We start from the raw sequence: 18,130 nt of genomic DNA on the forward strand, positions 1-18,130 counted from the left end.
CGCTCCAAGATTTGCCGATGAACGTCAGTGATTTCGTGGAAGCGAGACGGCTTTGAATTCCTCTGCCGCCGCCTTCACTGCCCGTTCAATTGGGATTCTTTCGATGGAGGATGCGCCAACGAAGCCGACACACTGCGTCGATCGATAGACCTCGACCGTATCCTGCGGCTCTGCAATTGCCCCCCCATGGCAAAGGAGCACCACGTCCGAACGGATGCTTCTTGCCGCCGCATTGATGTCGTTGATGCGCCTGATCGCCTCTTGGATCGACTGGCCTTCTTCATGACCGACGAGCCCGCCGCGGGTTGCGCCGACATGCGGGACGATGCAGTCGGCTCCCGCGCTGGCCATGGCTTTGGCGTCTTCCGGGCTTGCGACATAGGCGAGCGAGAAGATGTTCTTCTTGCGGGCAGTGGCGATCATTTCGAACTCGCGCTCGAACCCGAGTCCGACGCGGCCGCGACGGTCACGCCATTTTTCGCCCATTGTGGAGATAGTCGGATAGTTGATCACGCCGGAGAAACCGGCTGCCCAGAACTTGTCGAGCAAGTCATCAAGATCGAGCCGAAGAGGGTCCCATGCTTCGACGCCGCCGATGACGGGTACAGAAGACACCACGTTGCGGATTTCAGCCGCAAGATCGAGGGTACGCGCGTTCGAATCGCCGATCCGGCTCGTGGGGAGCCCCATGAGACGCGACAGCCCGGTGCTGTAGACCACCAACATGTCGGCGCCTCCCAGGACAGCGCATTTCGCAACCAGGCCGCAGCTGCTCCCGGCAGCAAGGACCGCCGTTCCTTCATCGATCTGTTGGCGGATCCTGGATAGGATGTCGCTTCGCTCAAACATCCGCATTTTAATCAGCCTCTCTGCCCCAACCGTTTGAGGATCCACGTCGTGGCAGTCTCGGCGAATTCGGGATCGTTGATGTGGCAGTTCAGTTCGCGAACCGTAATGCTGGGTGCGAGGTTGCCCTTGATCGCTTCGAGCCAAGCCCTGTCAGCGTCGGGATTGCAAAAAATGCCACCCTCCCGGTCATAGTCCGAGACGCCCTTCGCTGGCCAAAGGACGGTTACAGGTCCCTCGGCCCGCGTCAGCCGCTCCGCCGTGAGCCGGCCGATGCTCGCATTCTCGGACGAAGTCGTGCGCATGAGCGTCGTATAGGGAGTGTGAGAGTAAAGCTGGCGGCCGCGAAATTGATCAGGAACGCTTGACGGCGGACCAAAATTGACCATATCGACCGCTCCAGGCGCGATCACTTGCGGGATTAATCGGCGCGACGCTGCCTTGAGCCGATCCGGACCGGCGCTCGCGGTGCCCCCGACGATTTCGTCAGCGAGCTCCGTTGTGGTCAGATCGATCACAGCGTCGAATTCGCCGGCTGCGATCAACTCCTCCATTTTGCGGCCGCCCGCCCCATTGGCAGGAAACACGATCGCATCCACGCCACCCTCGGCAAGGTGCTCCACGCATTGATTTGCCGCAGGCGTCGTCACGCCGAAGGCCGTGATTGCAACGATCTTCTTTTTCCGTTCGTGCTCGGTGGGTGCATAGCGCATGGCCGCAATGGCCCTGCCTGCATTTTCCAATACGCGTTCGGTAAAGGCGTTGATCCCGAAGAGATCGACGAGTGTCGGATAGAGGATGATGTCGTTATGGACTGCCAATTCAGCGAGTAGGGCCGGCCTTGCGCTGCTCACGAGGAGCTTGGGAAAGCCATAAGGCAGATCAGACACGATCTCGCCGAAGACTGCGCTGCCCTTACCACCAGCGACCCCGACAATCGCGCCGATGGTGCCCGTTTCCAGGAGGTCACGAACCCTTGCGCGCGTTGTTGTCGCTATCTCCTTCAAGAGCTCGGCGGGTGAGGCGACACGAGCGCCATTGCGATGGGGTTGTTTCGTCCCCGCAGCCTTCCCGGAGGTGGTGCCGACGTCGATCAGAACGACCTTGCGACCGCGCGCCTCAATGATATCTGCAAGGTAAGACGCTTCGCGGCCCTTGGTATCCAGCGTGGCCACGATCGCGACCGCGCCCGCAAGTTCGGACAGCTTACCATCCCGGACCGACTCTTGGCCGTCCGTGCAATGGTGAGACACGATCTTCCTCCCGGGTCATCTTAACAACCAGGCCGTCTTAGACCGGCCTGAAACCGGGAATTAAGATTGGAGAGGGGTACAGTTGGGTAAGATTGGGTAGATGCGCTGAAAGCGCTCCTGACGATCCGTCCGACGAGTCCACATTTCCTTACAAATCTATGCACCGTCTTTGCGCAGCCTTTTTGGGCTTGCGCAGTATCTGCATTGAGGGGTCCCTCGCCTCGATGCGGTGTTCGTCACCATAGATCCGGTGGCGCGCTGGGAGCATTTTGCTCGGTTTTCGAAAGCTGCCGGAACCGCGGCAATATAAACTTCCGTCGGTGATCGCCCCATAGAACCAGGTTTGAAGCCGTTCCGTAAATATTCGCGACGAAGAACGTGAACTGCGCCAAGGATCTTGAATCGGAGCGCAAAATCCGAAAAGTCGATGTGCTTGCGGCCGATGCATCTCATCGATGAGCATCTGCGCGTTTGGAGCTTTGTGTTGCGTCCTCCGGGTGAACGGCCGCCCACCGCCAACTGTGAGCTTTAACAGGTGGAATCGATCATGAGCATGTCGAGCGACCGGCCGTTTCCAGAAAGTCCTCGGAACACCCGTTCCCAACACCGCGGCTAGCCCAGCATACGTCGCCTTATAGATTGTCGTCGGCGTGCCCAAGGCTTCTGGGCAATCGCACCAGCGGCAGCCACGCTTGAGCGATGCACGATCCCGCTAACGACACGACGACCATCCACGCGTTCTTCTCGAACTTCCGTCGTTAAATGAGGTTCACCGCTTTCGCCAATATCGTATCGTCAAAGCAGAAAGTTCAATGAATTCCACCCCTAATACTTTTCGAATCCCACCATTTTCATGCTCCAGCGGTCGACGCCGCCCCTATCGGCACGATGAATAAACGTCTTCCGGATCGAGGTCTCTAGGCTTCTGCGTTCGTTTCCGAGCAGGAATGGAATGTCCAGTTGACGGGTTTGCACGAACTTTTCAACTAGGGCCTCGGTTGGATTGCAGGACGGCAGTCTTGCGGCAATGAGGTGCGTAGCATGCAGATCCTCGATAAAGTAAAAGCCACCAGGCTCGACGATGGGAAAGAGCTTTGCCAGAGCAAGCTGCTGGTGGTAAGCGGCGTGCGAAGCGTCCTCGATGATGATCCTCACGGGCGGGAGTGAACTCGCAAGGCGTTCGAGGGCTTGCGCATCACCCATGTCCAGGCGCTCGAACCGGAATCGGTCCATCTTAAAGGCGCTAAAATCGGCGATGTCGCAGCCGACGACCTCGGCTTTGGGAAAGAACTCCAGCCACATCTTAATGGATGGAATGTCGTAGACCTTGCGATCGACCAACACATCGGGATCGAGAGAACCGTGCCCGTGCTGCAATCCAATCTCGACCATCGTGAAAGGCTCGTGACGGAACTCCTCGAACAAAAACGAGTAGAAGCCGGTGTAGTTATGGGCGTCGCCAACCTCATCACCTTTGTCGGTTCCGAGGGCATTCGCTCGTTTCGTCAGATTCGGCACGCTCATTCCAAGATCACCTGTCATTACAAGACGCCTGCGCACGTGGACGACATCTTCAATTTGCGTGCCAAAGGGCAATCACCGTTTTCTGCGGGCTGCACCTATTTCGCATGTCATGGGTTCAACAAAGTGTCGCGACCTCGACGGCCGGCTTCAGCGCTGCACCTCACTCAATTGCTTGGCGCCCGTCTGACCAAGACTGGAAGACAACGAGCAACCTGATATCGCGTGCCTTCAGTTAGAATGAAGCGCCGCACGATGTTCTCTGCACCGAAAAATGCGCAGGCCCAATAAAGGCTCACAGGCTCCGCAGTCAAAAGGCAACACGACAGCGACGTCGAAATCGCTCCTCGAGCACCGATCATCGAAGGCAAGGCGAACGCCTCGATTCTTTCGATGAAAGTTTGCACGCGCTGGTTCAGCGAGTTAACTGCCTTCGGCGCGCCGCCATGTTCGGGGGCTAGTGCCGGTGCTACGCTTAAACTCGCGGCTGAAGTGATAGGCGTCGCAGAAACCGCAGCATTCGGCAATAGTGCCGAGCCCCGCGTTGCTTTCCAAGAGCAGCTTTTGCGCCATCATGATCCGCTCGCGAATTAACCAGCGCCGTGGGCTGATCTGCAGATGCCGTTGGAATAGCCGCCGGGTCTGTGCCGCGCTGAGGCCGGTGACCGAAGCCAGTTCCTCGGCATGCCAAGATCGCTGCGGGGCCTGCCGCATCTTTGAGACGATGGCACGCAATGGGGCGGGGAGACGGGATTCACCGTGCTTGGAGGAAGATGCTGCTGCAATCAGGTGCATCAATTCCGCCACCAGGCGATTGAGTGCCAAATCGACGTTATCGTCCCTGACGCGCAACACATCGAACAGATTTCCGAACCACCGCTCGATGTCTTTCGGCACCAATATCGTTGCGAGGGTTGCGCCGGCGCCGAACACCTTTCGCCGAATAGCTGCACAGTTCGGTCCGTCGATCCGCACCCATAGAACGGTCCAGGGATCGTTCTCATCCGGCCAATGAGCATGTGGCGTCTCGTTCGCGATCCAAATCAACTGACCGCGCCCAACACTCAATGTCCTGCCCTCACTGGATACGAAGCCGCGCCCCGCTGTGCAGTACAGAATGTCCTGACCCGGATAATCGTCTCGCTGGATGCGATGGTCGCGCGCGGTGATGGCTTTGCCAGCCCTAAGCACCGTAAAGGCGCAGCGTGTCCAGGCGACATCAGGGAGGACGTACTGATGGCTCTCAGGAAACTGTGTGCGTTGCAATAATATGGCCATGCGCGTTTTATATAAATCGGCGCGTGCTTTGTCCATTTCCACTCGCAAATTCTATATCTACGCTCGCTCATAACAACAAACAAACGGCGCGTCGAACGATGTCCGGGATGCACGTTTTGTATCCCCGAAGTTTGCGCGAAGATTCAAGGAGGAGCCGGAGCTGCCACCACGCTGAGTACGGATATTTATCCCGTGCCGATATCGTGGAGGCGATCCACACAAGCGCTAGCCTAAGGCACATTCAGGGGAGGACTCGATGAGTAAACCGAAAATCACCGTTGTCGGCAGCTTCGCGGTGGGACTAACCATTCGCGCTCCGAATATCCCGGTCTTCGGCGTCACGATGCTCGGTAGCAGTTTCGATATGGGGCCCGGCGGCAAGGGCTCAAATCAGGCGGTTGCGACGGCGCGGCTCGGGGCGGACTCGTCGCTAGTTGCCATCATTGGCAAAGACAAGTTCGCCGATATCGCAACCGACCTCTACAAGGCCGAAGGCGTTGACACAGCGCATGTCAAGCAAATTGCAGAGAAGCCAACGGCGGTGGGTTTCATCATTCTCAATGAGCGGGGTGAGAACTTCATCATCATGGACTATGGCGCCACCAACGCCATGGACCCGGCTTTCGTGGATCGCGCCGAGAGCCGCATTCGGGAAAGCGACGTAGTCATGGCAGTCCTGGAGCCTCCGGTTGAAGTGGCAATGCGGGCCATGGAGCTAGGGCGGAAGCACGGCAAGAAAACTGTGCTCAATCCGGCTCCCGCAGCGCCGTTGCCGGACGAGATTTTCCCATTGGTTGATTACCTGACGCCGAACGAGAGCGAACTTCGTATTCTGCTGGGTCTGCGGCCAGACGATCCGCGGCCCTCGCGCGAACTGGTGGAGATCCTGCGTAAGCGCGGTGCCGCCAATGTGATTGTAACGCTTGGCGATCGCGGAGTGCTCATCGTCACCGACACAATCGATGCAGCCATCCCGGCTGCCGAGGTCGACGTTGTCGACACGACAGGTGCTGGCGACGCGTTTAATTCCGGCTTCGCCGTGGCTCTGGCCGAGGGCCGGGATGTGATCGACGCCGCGCGCTTCGGTGTTTGCTGCGGTGCCCTGGTTTGCACCAAGCTCGGGGTCATTCCCGGCATGGCAACGCGCAGAGCAGCCGACGAGATGTACCGTACAATTTCCGCCTCGGGCCGAAAGGAAGCAGAATGGACCTGAACCAGAAGCTTCGAGACGCCGGATTGTCCTGCACCATCGTCAAGTTTGCCAATGGCGGGTTGAGAATCGCTTGCGAGCGAGAATGCGGAAGCTCGCCGCGCTCCTTTTGGCCAGACCTTGGCATCGCTGCAGGGCGGCACGGGGGCGAACGGAGTGCACGGTGATCGCTCATGATTCGACGTCATCTTACGCGGACGCCGGGCCGAAGAGCGATGCGCCGCAGCTCAGTCACGCGCCGATCTTCTCGAATTTTTCGACCGGCGTGGGTCGCCACGCCGGACGCCAATAACCTAGAGAGCTGACTGGCAAGATGCCTCGGATCTACGATTGGGCCGCGCGCGAAGCGGAGCGGACGGTGACGGTGGCCGACCTGTGCGCCGCGCGACACTCGGGCAAGCGCTACACTCAGGTCACCGCGGAGACCGCGGAAGAGGCGGCGGCGGAGGAATCCGGCATCGAGATGCTGGTTAGCCGCGCCGGCAACGTGGAGGCCGTGCGCAAGGGCTCGAAGCGGCTCTCCGTCACCGCGGCGCTGGGCTTTGTCGAGGCCGCGACGCAAGACGATATCCTACGTACTGCATTAAAGGCGCTGGCCCACGGCGCCGATGCGGTGATCACCGCCTGGGGCATGACGACCGTCTCTATGCTCGCGGCTGAGGATATTCCGGTCGTAGGTCATTTGGGGCTCGTTCCAAGGAAATCGACGTGGGTGGGAAAGCTTCGCGCTTTCGGCAAGAATGCGGAGGAAGCCCTCAAGCTTTTTCATCTTTTGTCTGGAAGAGGCCGGTGCGTTTGCAGTGGAATGCGAGCTCATCCCGGCCAGAGTTATGACAGAGATTGGCAGGCGGACCGGACTGGTGACGGTTTCGCTTGGCTCCGGACCAGATGCGGATGTGATCTTTCTTTTCACCGAGGACATATGTGGCGGGGAAGGCCGCAGGCCCCGGCACGCACGAACCTATGGGAACCTGAAAGCCCTGCAAGAGCGTGTCAAACAAGAGCGTATCAAAGCCCTCAGTGCATTCCGCGCTGACGTCAATGCGAGCGCGTTTCCGGGGCCGCACGAAATTTCGCAGATCGACGACGATGAATTTGCCGCGTTTACGGCAACGCTGCAGCAAGAGGGCTTTTGAGCACTGATGCGCAACCTCGGAGCGACATGCACGGAAACAGTGATTTCTCGGCGTCTGAGGATTTCGCTCGGAAGACGAGCATTTCTCATCCAGAAATCACAACGGAATGGAGGCAGATATGGATGACATCTTATACGGCACCCGTGACAAGCGCGGGAACTGGACGCCTAACAAAAGGCCAGAACGCGCTCCGATTTTTATCTGGCCGGTCCAACCGAAGAAAATTCTGCGTTGGTTGCCGGGATACTTGTTACCTTGGAACACCCTCTATTTCGTGATCTCGCTTGTATCGTGGATCTATCTGACACCCGCGCTTGAGACAATGCGGGAATTCCGCGCTGACTGGATTTTGCTCATTCTGCTGCGCAATGCCGGGCTAACGGTCTTCGTCTATGGCAGCTTCCACTTCATCCTTTACATCCAAAAGCGCCAGCAAACCAAATTCAAATACAATGCAAAGTGGCCCGACACCGACAATACGACCTTCATGTTCGGAAGTCAGACCGCAGAAAACGTGTTTTGGACCATGTGTAGTGGCGTGCCGATATGGACCGCATACGAGGCCCTCACCTGGTGGATGTACGCTAACGGGTTTGTGCCGTACGTCGATTTCGGAACGCACCCGGTATACTGCACCACTCTTGTGTTGGTGATGCCAGCCTGGCGCGAGTTGCATTTCTACCTAATTCACCGCCTCATGCACATGGGAGCGCTCTACCACATCGTTCATAAGGTCCACCACAAGAACGTTAACCCGGGGCCTTGGTCCGGCTTGTCAGCCTCAACGCTCGAACACATTGGTTATTTCTCCGGCGTGCTGATCCATTTTGTCGTACCCTCCCACCCGGTGCATGCAATGTTTCAACTCATGCACGCGGGCTTGTCGCCGGCGAAGTCTCACACCGGTTTCGACCGAGTCATGGTGGACGATGCAAAGGCCATCAACACCGACAATTTTTACCACTACCTGCACCACAAATATTTCGAGGTGAACTACGGCGAGCGGCGCATCCCGCTTGACGAGTGGTTCGGCACGGCTCACGACGGATCTGCGGAGGCCGACGAGAGGATGTATAAGCGCATCAAAGCCAAGAAGTGGGCCCGCGGCAATTAGCTCGCCCGTCGGTGGGGCAGCTAGGTCTATCCGCCCTTGCTATGAGCGCTGAGCACATGCGGCTTCCGCTCCACCGACCGACCGACGCCGCTGGCGGATCTCGTCAGAGCATCAGCGGCATCACTGCAAGCTCAACTTTAAGGAAACAGAATGACTAGTCAGGGTGAATGGGTCGCGGCCTGCGCGATCGATGCATTGATGCCCGAAGAGGCCCTTCGCCTCGATCACGGCGGCCGCACGTTCGTAATAGTTCGCGCGCCCGAAGGCGACTACTTCGCAATCGAAGGCCACTGCTCCCACGAGAAAGTCCATCTAGCGGACGGCATTGTCGATGGAGGCATCATCGAGTGCCCTAAGCATTTCGGAACCTTCGATTATCGAACCGGCGAATCGCGTGCACTACCTGCATGTGTCGACCTGCGCAGTTACGAGGTCAAGATCGAGAGCGGCACGGTTTTGATCAAAGTATGAGGCCATCAGATCCGGCAGGCGCGTTGATGTCGAAGCAGAGCTTACTTGTACTGCAGTCTCTCTGGGCGATGGAACGACGCCAGCCTGACGGCATCGAACGTTCTATCGATCAGAACCTGACCATGATCCGGGAAGCGGGGTTCGATGGGATCAGCACCTCGTGCGCTGATCCTGCACGCGTCGCTCTGATTGCGCGTGCCCTCGCCGGCTCAGGACTTGCAGTTGAGGGTATGTGCTTCCCGCAGACGATCGATGACTTGAAAGCTGGTATTGAACTCGCTGGGCAACTTGGCGTCTTGCATATCAACATTCAGCCTGACATCCGCCCCCGCCGTATTGCCGACTGTATCCCGCTGCTGGAAGGCTGGATCAGGGTGGCGCAAGATGCGGGCATGCCAATCTACTTTGAAACGCATCGCAATAGGATGACGACGGATCTCCTTTTCACCCTCGACCTGATGGACCAAGTTCCTGAGATGCGCATGCTTGCCGATCTCTCGCATTCCCTAGTCGGCCGCGAGTTCTGGTATCCGATCTCGGATGAAGACGAAGCGCTGGTGCGGCAGGTGCTCGACCGCAGTTGGGCTTTTCATGGCCGTGTTGCGTCTCGCGAGCAGATTCAGGTTGAGATCACTTTCCCCCAGCACAAAGTCTGGCTGGATTTGTTTCTTGGTTGGTGGAAATACGGCTTCAAGAGCTGGCGAAGGCGTGCTGGCGCCGATGCCCGCCTCACTTTCACGTGCGAACTTGGCCCGCAGCCTTATGCCATTAGCGATCGCCAGGGCAACGATACCACAAATCGCTGGGAGGAAGCTCTTCTCCTCAAATCCCTGGTGCGGAGTCTGTTCGAGAGTACGGCAAGCGATGCGCAGCCCTCGCTCGGAAAAGGATCGGCCGCTTGAGTGACCAATCCACAATAGTGATCGTTGGGGCGGGCGAAGCCGGCACGGCCGCTGCCATCGCCCTGCGCGAGGGCGGCTGGAGGGGCAGCGTGGCCTTAATCGGCAACGAAACTATGCTGCCGTATGAGCGCCCGCCTCTCTCCAAGTCGATCCTGATAGACGAGATGGACCCTGGGCCCAGGCCGATTGCGACGTCACAACGCCTCGCCGAGTTGGAGATCGATTATCTCCAGGGAAGCAAAGTGGTTTCGATCGATCGCGCGGCCAAGTTGGTTACGCTCTCAAACGGATCAAAGATGGCCTATTGCCGGCTCCTGCTGGCGACGGGAGCTCGACCTCGGACGCTGAGCGTTCCGATCGCTGAAGGAGCGAGGGTGGCGACGCTGCGGACGTATGAGGACGCCACGCGCATCCGCCAAGTTATTGGCCAAGGATGCGATGTGGTTGTGATCGGCGGCGGATTTATCGGGCTCGAGGTTGCGGCCAGCGCCGTCTCGAGAGGTGCTTCGGTGGTCGTACTGGAGGCAGGGTCGCGGTTACTTATGCGAGCAGTGCCACCTCCTATGGCCGAACTGATTAGAGCCAAGCACGAACGTTCTGGGGTGCGCATTGAGACTAGCGCCGTCGTTGAGCGGATCGACTTCGACGAAGGGCGCTGCAACGTGGTGCTGACCGGTGGGCGCACGCATGTGGCCGATCTGGTAATCGTTGGGGTCGGTGCGACGCCGAATGTCGAACTTGCGCAGGCGGCAGGACTAGCTGTCGATAACGGCATCGTTGTGGACGAGACGCTGGCGACTTCCGACCAGCACGTCTTCGCGGCGGGGGACTGCTGCTCGTTTCCGCATCGCCTCTATCGAAAGCGCGTCAGGCTGGAGGCCTGGCGCAACGCGCAGCGGCAAGGAGCGGTGGCGGCAGCGAATATACTGGGCAAGAACCGTCCCTATGAGGACGTTCCCTGGTTTTGGTCGGATCAATACGACGAAACACTGCAAGTTGTCGGTCTCTGTTCGGAAGGAGAAATCCTCGTGATCAAGAACCTCGGCGCGAGGGGCCAGTTCTTGTTTTACCTAGCCGACGACGGGCGCCTAGTCGCCGCTTGCGGATTCGGGAGCCTGGGCACTGTGGCGAGAGAAATACGTGTCGCCGAGATCATGATCAGCAGGCGGCTTAAACCCGCGGCAGAGGCGCTCGCAGACCCAGCGATAAATATGAAACGTTTGCTGGTTTAGCTGGGATTCGGCATTGCGCGCGCGTTCATCCCGAAGAACGTGGCTGTTCAAGATTATCCGAGAAGAACACGCAGAAGCGCCGTGCGCGCCTTCTTCGGCACGGGAGCTACGCAGCGCCCAGAATGAGACCATCGAAAGGAACGAGCTGACAGAGCAAGATGGCTCTCAGTCACCAAGATCGCTCACGGGCTCCATCGAGCTCGGCGGCCTGCGCCAGCTGGCGAGCGCGACAGTGGCCAGCTCATAGCGCCGAACGCGGCCTGGCGCGCGCCTGGAAATGAACTCGACCCTCGAGAACTCAAAGAGCGCATAGCTGCACGCGTCAGCCCTCGATGCTCGACCGGACCACTCTTTCCGGTTGGTGGGCGTAGCGCACGCTTTGTCCGAAAACACGCGCGCTGAATGTAACGAACCCGCCAGTCTGTTGGCGAACGCGAGAGCTGGGAAACGCGAAGAAATTCCTCCGATTCACGTTGGCCCAAATCATGCACACGCGCTACGCGCGGCATTCCCAATTAGATCTCGGCGCTCGGGTCTCGCCGCTAATGCCTGGACGGTCACGGATATGCGGATTGAAACATTGATCGAGGTCGAACGCCAGCTGTGCCAGGACGCGTCACTCCACTACGACCGCGTACTCGCATGCTTTCGGTATCGACTTCGATTTCCAAACTAGTCGAATTGCCAGCATTTGACATGGAGGCACTATGCGCATCTGCGGTATCAAGCTGACGCATGACGGAGCGATCGCTCTTGTCGAGGATGGGCGGCTTATCTTTTGTATCGAGCAAGAGAAGCGGAGCAACAACCCGCGATATCAAACGATCGATAATCTCGATGCAATCGTCGTCGCTTTGGCGGACCACGGTCTGCATCCACGGGAAGTTGATCAGTTCGTCATCGACGGCTGGGCGGGGAAGGAGGAGTCGCAGTTCGAGATTCTCAGCGGGACTGTACCTATCACTCTCAAGGGAGGGCCATATATTGAATGCCATCCAGAGGGCCTTCTCGACTCGCGCGACGGGTTTGGCCTTAAGCTCGACGGCAGCGATTTCCCTTATAGAAGCTATCCGCACGTTACAGGCCACGTGGCCGCAGCATACTGCACAAGCCCGTTTGCCAAAGCTGTACAGCCCGCTTTCTGCCTGGTGTGGGACGGCGGCTCGTTTCCACGTCTCTATTATGTAGAACAGGGGGGCGCCCGTTTCATCGAATGCCTGTTTCCGGTGATTGGGCACGTCTATGCCGCAGCTGGCCTTCACTTTGGACCGTACAAGCAAGCAAACCATCCCATTTGGGATCTAGGAGATCCCGGTGTGGACCCGGGCGGCGCCGGCAAGCTCAACCTGGGTGTTGCCGGCAAGGTGATGGCCTATATCGCGCTCGGGTCTGTTGACGAAACCATCGTAACGGTCTTTCAGGAGCTCTATCAGGAGCGCCTTGCGGCTGACACGAAGCTTGCCAGCTTTCGTACCGACATCAAGAGCGCGGAGTCCGCGCTTGCGAGCTTGCACGACTTCTTCGGTGCCAGCGCGAGCCGATTGAAGGCCAAGGCAGCCGAAGATGTGCTGTCATCATTTCATTGCTTCCTCGAGCGTCTGCTCGTCCGCGAACTGACCACTGCTTTGCAGCGCCATTCGCGCTTTGCGACGCGAAATTTGTGCATAGCCGGTGGCTGCGGACTCAATATCAAATGGAACAGTGCACTACGTGCGACAGGTCTGTTCGATGCTGTCTGGGTGCCCCCGTTTCCGAATGACAGTGGCTCGGCAATCGGTGCCGCTTGCTGCGCAATGGTGGCAGACAAGGGCTTCGTGCCGTTGGAATGGTCGGTATATAGTGGTCCGGCACTGCAAGCTAGCGAAGTGTCGCCCGAATGGAAAGCCACGCCGTGTAGCATGCGTGAACTTGCGATCATTCTCGCCAGCAACGAGCCGGTGATTTTTCTTGCCGGCCGCGCCGAGCTTGGACCTCGGGCATTGGGTAGCAGAAGCATTCTCGCGGCTGCGACATCGCCGCGAATGAAGGATTACCTCAACGACATCAAACTTCGCGAACATTTCCGGCCAGTGGCGCCGATATGCCTGGAGGATCGTGCACCGGATATTTTCAGTCCCGGAACCCCGGACCCTTACATGCTTTTCGATCACCAGACACGACCAGAATGGCGGGACAAAATCCCTGCTGTTGTACATCTCGACGGATCTGCGCGCTTGCAGACGATTTGCAGGACCTCTCAGCACAAAGTCGCCGAGCTGCTCGTCGAATATGAAAAGCTCACGAGCATTCCGTTGCTTTGCAATACGAGTGCCAACCACCATGGACGCGGGTTCTTCCCTCATGTCGCAGCGGCCTGCGAGTGGGGGCGCGTCGAGCACGTATGGTGTGATGGCATACTGTGGACGAAAGCTCCGTAAGCGCGCTGCGACCGCTATGCCGAACGCTTGCCTGCTCGCCAAGCTCAATCGGGCTTCTTGATGAACGAGCTAAAAAGTTCTTGTCTCGAACTGGTGCCAAAAACCTAAGGTGCGAGATACCGTAGAAGTTCCGGATTGCCGCGGACGTCACCTGCAGCCCCCTGCAGCGCGATGCGGCCGCGATCCAGTACATATGCGTGATTCGCCACGCGCAGCGCGAGATCGAGGTGCTGCTCGACGATGATGACCGCGATCTCCCTGGTGAGCTCAGTCAGGCGTTCCGTGATCTCCTCGATCACGCCGATCCAGACTCCCTCAGTCGGCTCATCCAGCAGCAGCAGTTTCGGGTTTCCCAGTAGCGCGCGTCCGATCGCCAACATCTTACGCTCGCCGCCCGAAAGTGTGCCGGCCAGCTGGTCCAGGCGGTGAGCGAGCTTGGGAAAGAACGTCAGGACGCGATCGATCGCCGAAGCATCGGTATTGAAGAGCGATCCGACTGCGAGATTGTCCCGCACCGATAGACGTGCGAACACTGAATGCTCCTGCGGCACATAGCCGATGCCGGCGCGCACGCGTTCCTCGGTCCGGCGGCGATCGAGATCGCGGCCGTCAAAAGATACCTCGCCCCTCCAGCTCGGCAGCTCGCCGACGATGGTTTTCATCAGCGTGCTCTTGCCTGCGCCGTTACGGCCGAGCACGGCGACGCCGCCGTGCCGGGGAATGCCGAGCGTGACGTCGAACAGCACTTGGCTGCGGCCATAGCCGGCGTCGAGATGTCTTATGTCGAGGAATTGTTGCTCAGGCACGGCGTAAGTAGATCTCCTGGACGCGTTTGTTGGCCTGGATCTCCGCCACGCTTCCCGTCGCCAGCACCTTACCCTGATCGAGCACGGTGAGGCGGTCGCAAATATCGCGGATGAAATCCAGATCGTGCTCGACGATAACTAGGGAGCAATGCTGCTTGATAGGACGCAAGAGTTCGCCGGTGACTCGGCGCTCTTCCAGGCTCATGCCTCCGGTCGGCTCGTCGAGCAGCAGAAGCCGGGGCTGCCCCGCGAGCGCCATCGCGATCTCCAACCATTGCTGCTGGCCATGCGACAGGGTCGCCGCTGCGGCATATGCGCGATTGGCAAGTCGAAACTGGGTCAGCATAGTCATGACCTGATCGTGCAGGCGCCCTCTTGTGCGCGAGAAGACGAGATCGGATAGTGAGGATTGGGCCTGGAGCGCGAGCAGGATATTGTCGTAGAGCGTAAGCGTCGGAAGTACGGAGGTGATTTGGAATTTCAGGCTGATGCCTGCCCGCGCACGCTCAGTCGGTGTGAACAGGGTGATGTCGGTGTTGACGAAACTGACCTTCCCTTGCGTCGGCACTTCGGCTCCTGCGACGCACTTCATCAGCGTACTCTTGCCCGAGCCGTTCGGCCCGATCAAGCCGTGGAATTCGTTCTCGCCGACAGTGAGCGCGGCGCTGTCTAGCGCGGTGAGCTTGCCAAACACCTTGGAGATGCCGGCGGCTTCAAGGAGCGGCATTGCGCTTCTCCTTGAGTCTCGGGCCAAAGTTGCCAACACGCTCCCGCTCACCGAGCACGATGCTGATCACGCCCAGCGGCCGGAACAGAATGACGAGCAGCAGCAGAACGCCGAGCATGATCGGCCAGATCTCGCGATAATTGTCCGAGAGCCAAAAGCTGAGGCCTTCGATGATCACGGTACCGATCACCGCGCCAATTAGTGTCCCAGAGCCGCCGAACAGTACGTAGAGTACGACCTGCGTGGAGACAACGACGCCGACCATGTTAGGCCAGACGAATCCCTCATGAAAAGCGTAGAGGCTGCCAGCAAGCCCTGCGATGGCGCCGCCGACCGCGAACACGATTGCCTTCAGATGCTGCGTCTTGTAGCCGAAGAAGGCGATCCGTTGCTCGTTCTCGCGAAGGCCTGCGAGCGCGAGACCAAACTGCGAGCGCACCAGGAAGCGGCACGCGAGGTAGACGATCACGAGAAACCCGAGAGCGAGATAGTAAAAGACCGGCCCTTCCGAGAACGCGTACGGACCAAGCGTCATCGGCGCGATGGAGGGAATGCCGTTTTGGCCCCCGAGAAAGTACCAGCCGCGCGCGAGGCGATCGGCGGCATAGGAGCCGGTGAGCGTGCCGAGTGAGACGAAGATCACGCTGGCCGGATGCCGGCCGAGCAGGAGGAAACCGCCGAGCAACAGAGCCAAGACAAGACCGACCAGCGTGCCGGCCGGCAGCACCAAGAGGATCGAAGTGATGTCGAGGTCCCGCGCGAGAAGGGCGACACCATAGCCGGCCGAGCCGAAGAACAACGCCTGTCCGAAGCTCATGATCCCAGCGTAGCCCCACACCAGATCGAATGAGAGGGCAAACAGCGCAAGGATGACCACGCGGGTGGCGAGCACCGTTAGGAAATCGTGCAGCACCCATGGCAGGACCAGTGCCGTGAGCAGCACCAGCCCTTCCACGATCGGCATGACCTTCCGCTCCGCCGCGGAGGGCGGCGCGCCGCTCTCAGCCATCGGGTCGCCTGCATCGCCGCCGACATCGGCGGTGATGGCCTTTTCTGCCACTGTCATCGACTTCAGCATTCCGCCTCAGCAGCCTCTCAGCATTCCTTGGGATCGACGAGGCCGTTGCTGCGCCCGACGATCTCGAACTGGCCGCCCTTGGCGACCGCGGTGTACATCTTCATCCTGCAGTGTCGTGTTCCCGGCACCATCTCAGCCGGTCCACCTGGACCTTCCGCAATCTTGGCGTGATCAAGGCTAGCAGCGACCGATTCGCGATCGACCTTGCCCGCTTCCTTGACCGCGGCTTCCCACAACTTCAGCCCGCGATAGGTGCTAGGCCCGGCACTGCTGGCGGCGAACATGAAGTTGCTGCCAGGGAATTGCTGTTCATAGGCCACCTGGATTTTGGCAGATACCGGGTCATCCTTGGCCACAGCCTTGTAGTAGTCGAGGCAGCTGGCAAGGCCCTCGATTTCGTTAGCCGGATGGATGCTGAGCATGTTCTCATCACTATTGACCGCGGCAAGCCGCCCGCCGTTTTTGAGGTAACCCGCTTGGTAGAGTTGCTTGAAGAGTGGACCGACGCCGGGCGGGATCACGGTGTTGAAGATGACGTCGACCTTGTTAGAAATGATCCCATTGACGGTCGCGGAGAAATCAACTTGATCTAATGGATAATACTCCTCGAAAACGACCTCGGCGCCGTTCGATTCGATCAACTTGCGAGCGTAGGCGTTAAGGGTGCGAGGCCAGATATAGTTAGAACCTGGAAGGGCGAATCTCTTGCCAGCATTCTTGATCAGCCAAGGGATGAACTCATCGCATTGCTGGGCCGGTGTGGCGCCGGTGCAGAACAGATATGGCGTGCACTCCTTGCCTTCATAGAATTGAGGATAGAGATAGAGCGTTTTGCCCCGTGACACGATCACATCTTTGATCGCGTTGCGCATCGAGCTTGCAAGACCACCGAGAACCATGTCGACCCTGTCGCGCTGGATCAGTTTGCGGACGTTGCCCACCGCGACCGATTCATTCGAAGCCGTGTCTTCGATGTAGAGTTCAAGCGGCCGGCCCAAAAGCCCCCCTGAATTGTTGATATCCTTGATTACCATTCTGGCAACATTGGCATTCGAGTTTCCGGCGTAGCCGATCGCGCCGGTCAAGTCAGTCGCAATGCCGACCTTGATCGGACCTTCAGCCGCATTTGCCCATTCGGGGCGGATCACCCAGCTGCCAAGCCCTGTGGCAGCGGCACCTGCAGTGAAAGCAAAATTTGAAAGGAAACGACGACGAGTGAATTGAACGAGATCAGCAACCATCTGACTAGACTCCCCTTCCTCCAACGAGGCCTTGCGGCCGGAACTTGATGAAAGCTATTGCGAGCACGAAGACGAGGACATCGGCTGCGACCGGTGCAATAATCCAGGGTAGCGCCGCGCTGAGCGCTCCAATGACGCCAGCGCCTGCAATTGGACCTACAAAGGAGCCGACTCCGCCGACCAATACGGCAACAAAGCCCTGGATGAGAAAGCGGATGCCGAGATCGGCAAAAAGAGTGAATACTGGCACGATAAGCGCGCCGGCGAGCCCCGCCAACGCTGCCCCGATAGCAAAAGTCGCACCGTACATGAACCTTGTGGAAATGCCGGAGGCTCGCGCCAGGGAGGGATTTTCCAGCGTCGCCCGCACGCGCAGACCAAAGCTTGTGCGCGACAGCAGCAGATAACAGGCGCCGATCACCAGAACCGTAATCACGACTATCGTGAAGCGCCAGGCCGAGATGTGCATCGTGCCGATATCTATTGATCCGCCAATCGGCTCCGGTACGGCTACATAAAAGCCGCCGATCAGGCCTCGCACTGTCTCGCGGATGATCAGACCGAGCGCATAGGTGCCAAGCATCGCCACGATCGGAGCCGCATAGAAGCGGCGGATAATGAGCGCTTCGAGCACAAAACCCAGTATTCCGACCAGGACCGGCGCGGCGGCCATACCGACCCACACCGGGAGACCGTGACTAAAGGCGAGATACGTAATGTAGGCACCCAGCAGCACGAACTCGCCGTGGGCAAAATTGAAGATGCCCATCATGCTCGCGATGATTCCGAGGCCGAGCACGATCAAGACGATGATCGCACCGAAGCTCAGAATCTCGAATGCCGCCATGAGTATGTTAGTCATACGTTGCGGTCCAGCCGGGCACCATCGGATCCCGCC

General features: G+C 58.8%; 16 protein-coding genes and 2 pseudogenes. 8 read left to right on the forward strand and 10 right to left on the reverse strand.

Going from position 1 to position 18,130, the window contains the following annotated elements; genetic code table 11:
- Nucleotides 1–24 precede the first annotated feature (24 nt).
- From Q3C01_RS15840 to Q3C01_RS15860, 5 genes and pseudogenes are all read right to left on the reverse strand, one after another.
- A complete protein-coding gene (locus Q3C01_RS15840; protein ID WP_458146344.1) occupies nucleotides 25–855 on the reverse strand; it encodes a phosphoenolpyruvate hydrolase family protein in 831 nt (276 codons plus the stop codon).
- 5 nt (nucleotides 856–860) lie between these two features.
- The gene (locus Q3C01_RS15845) at nucleotides 861–2,099 is read right to left on the reverse strand and encodes a Tm-1-like ATP-binding domain-containing protein (protein WP_458146250.1); all 1,239 of its coding nucleotides are present in this window, start codon (nucleotides 2,097–2,099) and stop codon (nucleotides 861–863) included.
- Between the two features lie 634 nt (nucleotides 2,100–2,733).
- A pseudogene (locus Q3C01_RS15850) lies at nucleotides 2,734–2,837 on the reverse strand (IS5/IS1182 family transposase); the annotation flags it as partial.
- An 87-nt stretch (nucleotides 2,838–2,924) separates the two neighbouring features.
- Nucleotides 2,925–3,623 carry a hypothetical protein gene (locus Q3C01_RS15855; protein WP_458146251.1) on the reverse strand — a complete coding sequence of 233 codons (699 nt, stop codon included), beginning with the start codon at nucleotides 3,621–3,623 and terminating at the stop codon, nucleotides 2,925–2,927.
- Between the two features lie 420 nt (nucleotides 3,624–4,043).
- A complete protein-coding gene (locus Q3C01_RS15860) occupies nucleotides 4,044–4,934 on the reverse strand; it encodes an AraC family transcriptional regulator (protein WP_458146252.1) in 891 nt (296 codons plus the stop codon).
- A 220-nt stretch (nucleotides 4,935–5,154) separates the two neighbouring features.
- On the opposite strand from Q3C01_RS15860, the gene Q3C01_RS15865 reads away from it, so the two are divergent.
- The 8 genes and pseudogenes from Q3C01_RS15865 to nodU all read left to right on the forward strand — a co-directional run bounded on the left by Q3C01_RS15865 (nucleotide 5,155) and on the right by nodU (nucleotide 13,380).
- Nucleotides 5,155–6,111: a ribokinase gene (locus Q3C01_RS15865; protein WP_458146253.1), complete on the forward strand. Its 957-nt coding sequence runs from the start codon at nucleotides 5,155–5,157 to the stop codon at nucleotides 6,109–6,111.
- A gap of 460 nt (nucleotides 6,112–6,571) precedes the next feature.
- Nucleotides 6,572–6,814 (forward strand): annotated as a pseudogene (locus Q3C01_RS15870) (3-methyl-2-oxobutanoate hydroxymethyltransferase); the annotation flags it as partial.
- 124 nt (nucleotides 6,815–6,938) lie between these two features.
- The gene (locus tag Q3C01_RS15875; protein WP_458146254.1) at nucleotides 6,939–7,244 is read left to right on the forward strand and encodes a hypothetical protein; all 306 of its coding nucleotides are present in this window, start codon (nucleotides 6,939–6,941) and stop codon (nucleotides 7,242–7,244) included.
- A 118-nt stretch (nucleotides 7,245–7,362) separates the two neighbouring features.
- Nucleotides 7,363–8,358 (forward strand): sterol desaturase family protein, encoded by a 996-nt coding sequence (locus tag Q3C01_RS15880; protein WP_458146255.1) that lies wholly within the window; start codon nucleotides 7,363–7,365, stop codon nucleotides 8,356–8,358.
- A gap of 150 nt (nucleotides 8,359–8,508) precedes the next feature.
- Nucleotides 8,509–8,829, forward strand: coding sequence for a Rieske 2Fe-2S domain-containing protein (locus Q3C01_RS15885; protein ID WP_458146256.1), 321 nt, complete (start codon nucleotides 8,509–8,511; stop codon nucleotides 8,827–8,829).
- 26 nt (nucleotides 8,830–8,855) lie between these two features.
- Nucleotides 8,856–9,731: a sugar phosphate isomerase/epimerase family protein gene (locus tag Q3C01_RS15890; protein WP_458146257.1), complete on the forward strand. Its 876-nt coding sequence runs from the start codon at nucleotides 8,856–8,858 to the stop codon at nucleotides 9,729–9,731.
- Nucleotides 9,728–10,963 (forward strand): NAD(P)/FAD-dependent oxidoreductase, encoded by a 1,236-nt coding sequence (locus Q3C01_RS15895; protein WP_458146258.1) that lies wholly within the window; start codon nucleotides 9,728–9,730, stop codon nucleotides 10,961–10,963. The genes Q3C01_RS15890 and Q3C01_RS15895 overlap by 4 nt, the downstream gene beginning before the upstream one ends.
- 707 nt (nucleotides 10,964–11,670) lie before the next feature.
- Nucleotides 11,671–13,380 carry a nodulation protein NodU gene (nodU, locus tag Q3C01_RS15900; RefSeq protein WP_458146259.1) on the forward strand — a complete coding sequence of 570 codons (1,710 nt, stop codon included), beginning with the start codon at nucleotides 11,671–11,673 and terminating at the stop codon, nucleotides 13,378–13,380.
- Nucleotides 13,381–13,484: 104 nt separating this feature from the next.
- On the opposite strand, the gene Q3C01_RS15905 is transcribed toward nodU, so the two are convergent.
- Genes Q3C01_RS15905 through Q3C01_RS15925 form a run of 5 tightly spaced genes read right to left on the reverse strand, consistent with a single transcriptional unit; the run spans nucleotide 13,485 to nucleotide 18,094 of the window.
- The gene (locus Q3C01_RS15905) at nucleotides 13,485–14,186 is read right to left on the reverse strand and encodes a branched-chain amino acid ABC transporter ATP-binding protein (RefSeq protein ID WP_458146260.1); all 702 of its coding nucleotides are present in this window, start codon (nucleotides 14,184–14,186) and stop codon (nucleotides 13,485–13,487) included.
- Complete coding sequence (locus Q3C01_RS15910) at nucleotides 14,179–14,913, reverse strand: ABC transporter ATP-binding protein (protein WP_458146261.1); 735 nt, start codon at nucleotides 14,911–14,913, stop codon at nucleotides 14,179–14,181. Before Q3C01_RS15910 ends, Q3C01_RS15905 begins: the two co-directional genes overlap by 8 nt.
- Entirely contained in the window at nucleotides 14,900–15,991 is a 1,092-nt protein-coding gene (locus tag Q3C01_RS15915; RefSeq protein WP_458146262.1) for a branched-chain amino acid ABC transporter permease, read from the reverse strand. The genes Q3C01_RS15910 and Q3C01_RS15915 overlap by 14 nt, the downstream gene beginning before the upstream one ends.
- A 17-nt stretch (nucleotides 15,992–16,008) precedes the next feature.
- The gene (locus Q3C01_RS15920; protein WP_458146263.1) at nucleotides 16,009–17,232 is read right to left on the reverse strand and encodes a substrate-binding protein; all 1,224 of its coding nucleotides are present in this window, start codon (nucleotides 17,230–17,232) and stop codon (nucleotides 16,009–16,011) included.
- A gap of 4 nt (nucleotides 17,233–17,236) precedes the next feature.
- A complete protein-coding gene (locus Q3C01_RS15925; protein ID WP_458146264.1) occupies nucleotides 17,237–18,094 on the reverse strand; it encodes a branched-chain amino acid ABC transporter permease in 858 nt (285 codons plus the stop codon).
- Nucleotides 18,095–18,130 lie beyond the last annotated feature (36 nt).

This window comes from Bradyrhizobium sp. UFLA05-109, assembly GCF_054185165.1.

Coding starts and splice junctions, on each gene's coding strand:
- Q3C01_RS15885 (WP_458146256.1), top strand. CDS start 8,509: ATGACTAGTCAGGGTGAATGGGTCGCGGCCTGCGCGATCGATGCATTG.
- nodU (WP_458146259.1), top strand. CDS start 11,671: ATGCGCATCTGCGGTATCAAGCTGACGCATGACGGAGCGATCGCTCTT.
- Q3C01_RS15860 (WP_458146252.1), bottom strand. CDS start 4,934: ATGGACAAAGCACGCGCCGATTTATATAAAACGCGCATGGCCATATTA.
- Q3C01_RS15865 (WP_458146253.1), top strand. CDS start 5,155: ATGAGTAAACCGAAAATCACCGTTGTCGGCAGCTTCGCGGTGGGACTA.
- Q3C01_RS15920 (WP_458146263.1), bottom strand. CDS start 17,232: ATGGTTGCTGATCTCGTTCAATTCACTCGTCGTCGTTTCCTTTCAAAT.
- Q3C01_RS15915 (WP_458146262.1), bottom strand. CDS start 15,991: ATGCTGAAGTCGATGACAGTGGCAGAAAAGGCCATCACCGCCGATGTC.
- Q3C01_RS15875 (WP_458146254.1), top strand. CDS start 6,939: ATGACAGAGATTGGCAGGCGGACCGGACTGGTGACGGTTTCGCTTGGC.
- Q3C01_RS15925 (WP_458146264.1), bottom strand. CDS start 18,094: ATGACTAACATACTCATGGCGGCATTCGAGATTCTGAGCTTCGGTGCG.
- Q3C01_RS15880 (WP_458146255.1), top strand. CDS start 7,363: ATGGATGACATCTTATACGGCACCCGTGACAAGCGCGGGAACTGGACG.
- Q3C01_RS15890 (WP_458146257.1), top strand. CDS start 8,856: ATGTCGAAGCAGAGCTTACTTGTACTGCAGTCTCTCTGGGCGATGGAA.
- Q3C01_RS15910 (WP_458146261.1), bottom strand. CDS start 14,913: ATGCCGCTCCTTGAAGCCGCCGGCATCTCCAAGGTGTTTGGCAAGCTC.
- Q3C01_RS15840 (WP_458146344.1), bottom strand. CDS start 855: ATGCGGATGTTTGAGCGAAGCGACATCCTATCCAGGATCCGCCAACAG.
- Q3C01_RS15855 (WP_458146251.1), bottom strand. CDS start 3,623: ATGAGCGTGCCGAATCTGACGAAACGAGCGAATGCCCTCGGAACCGAC.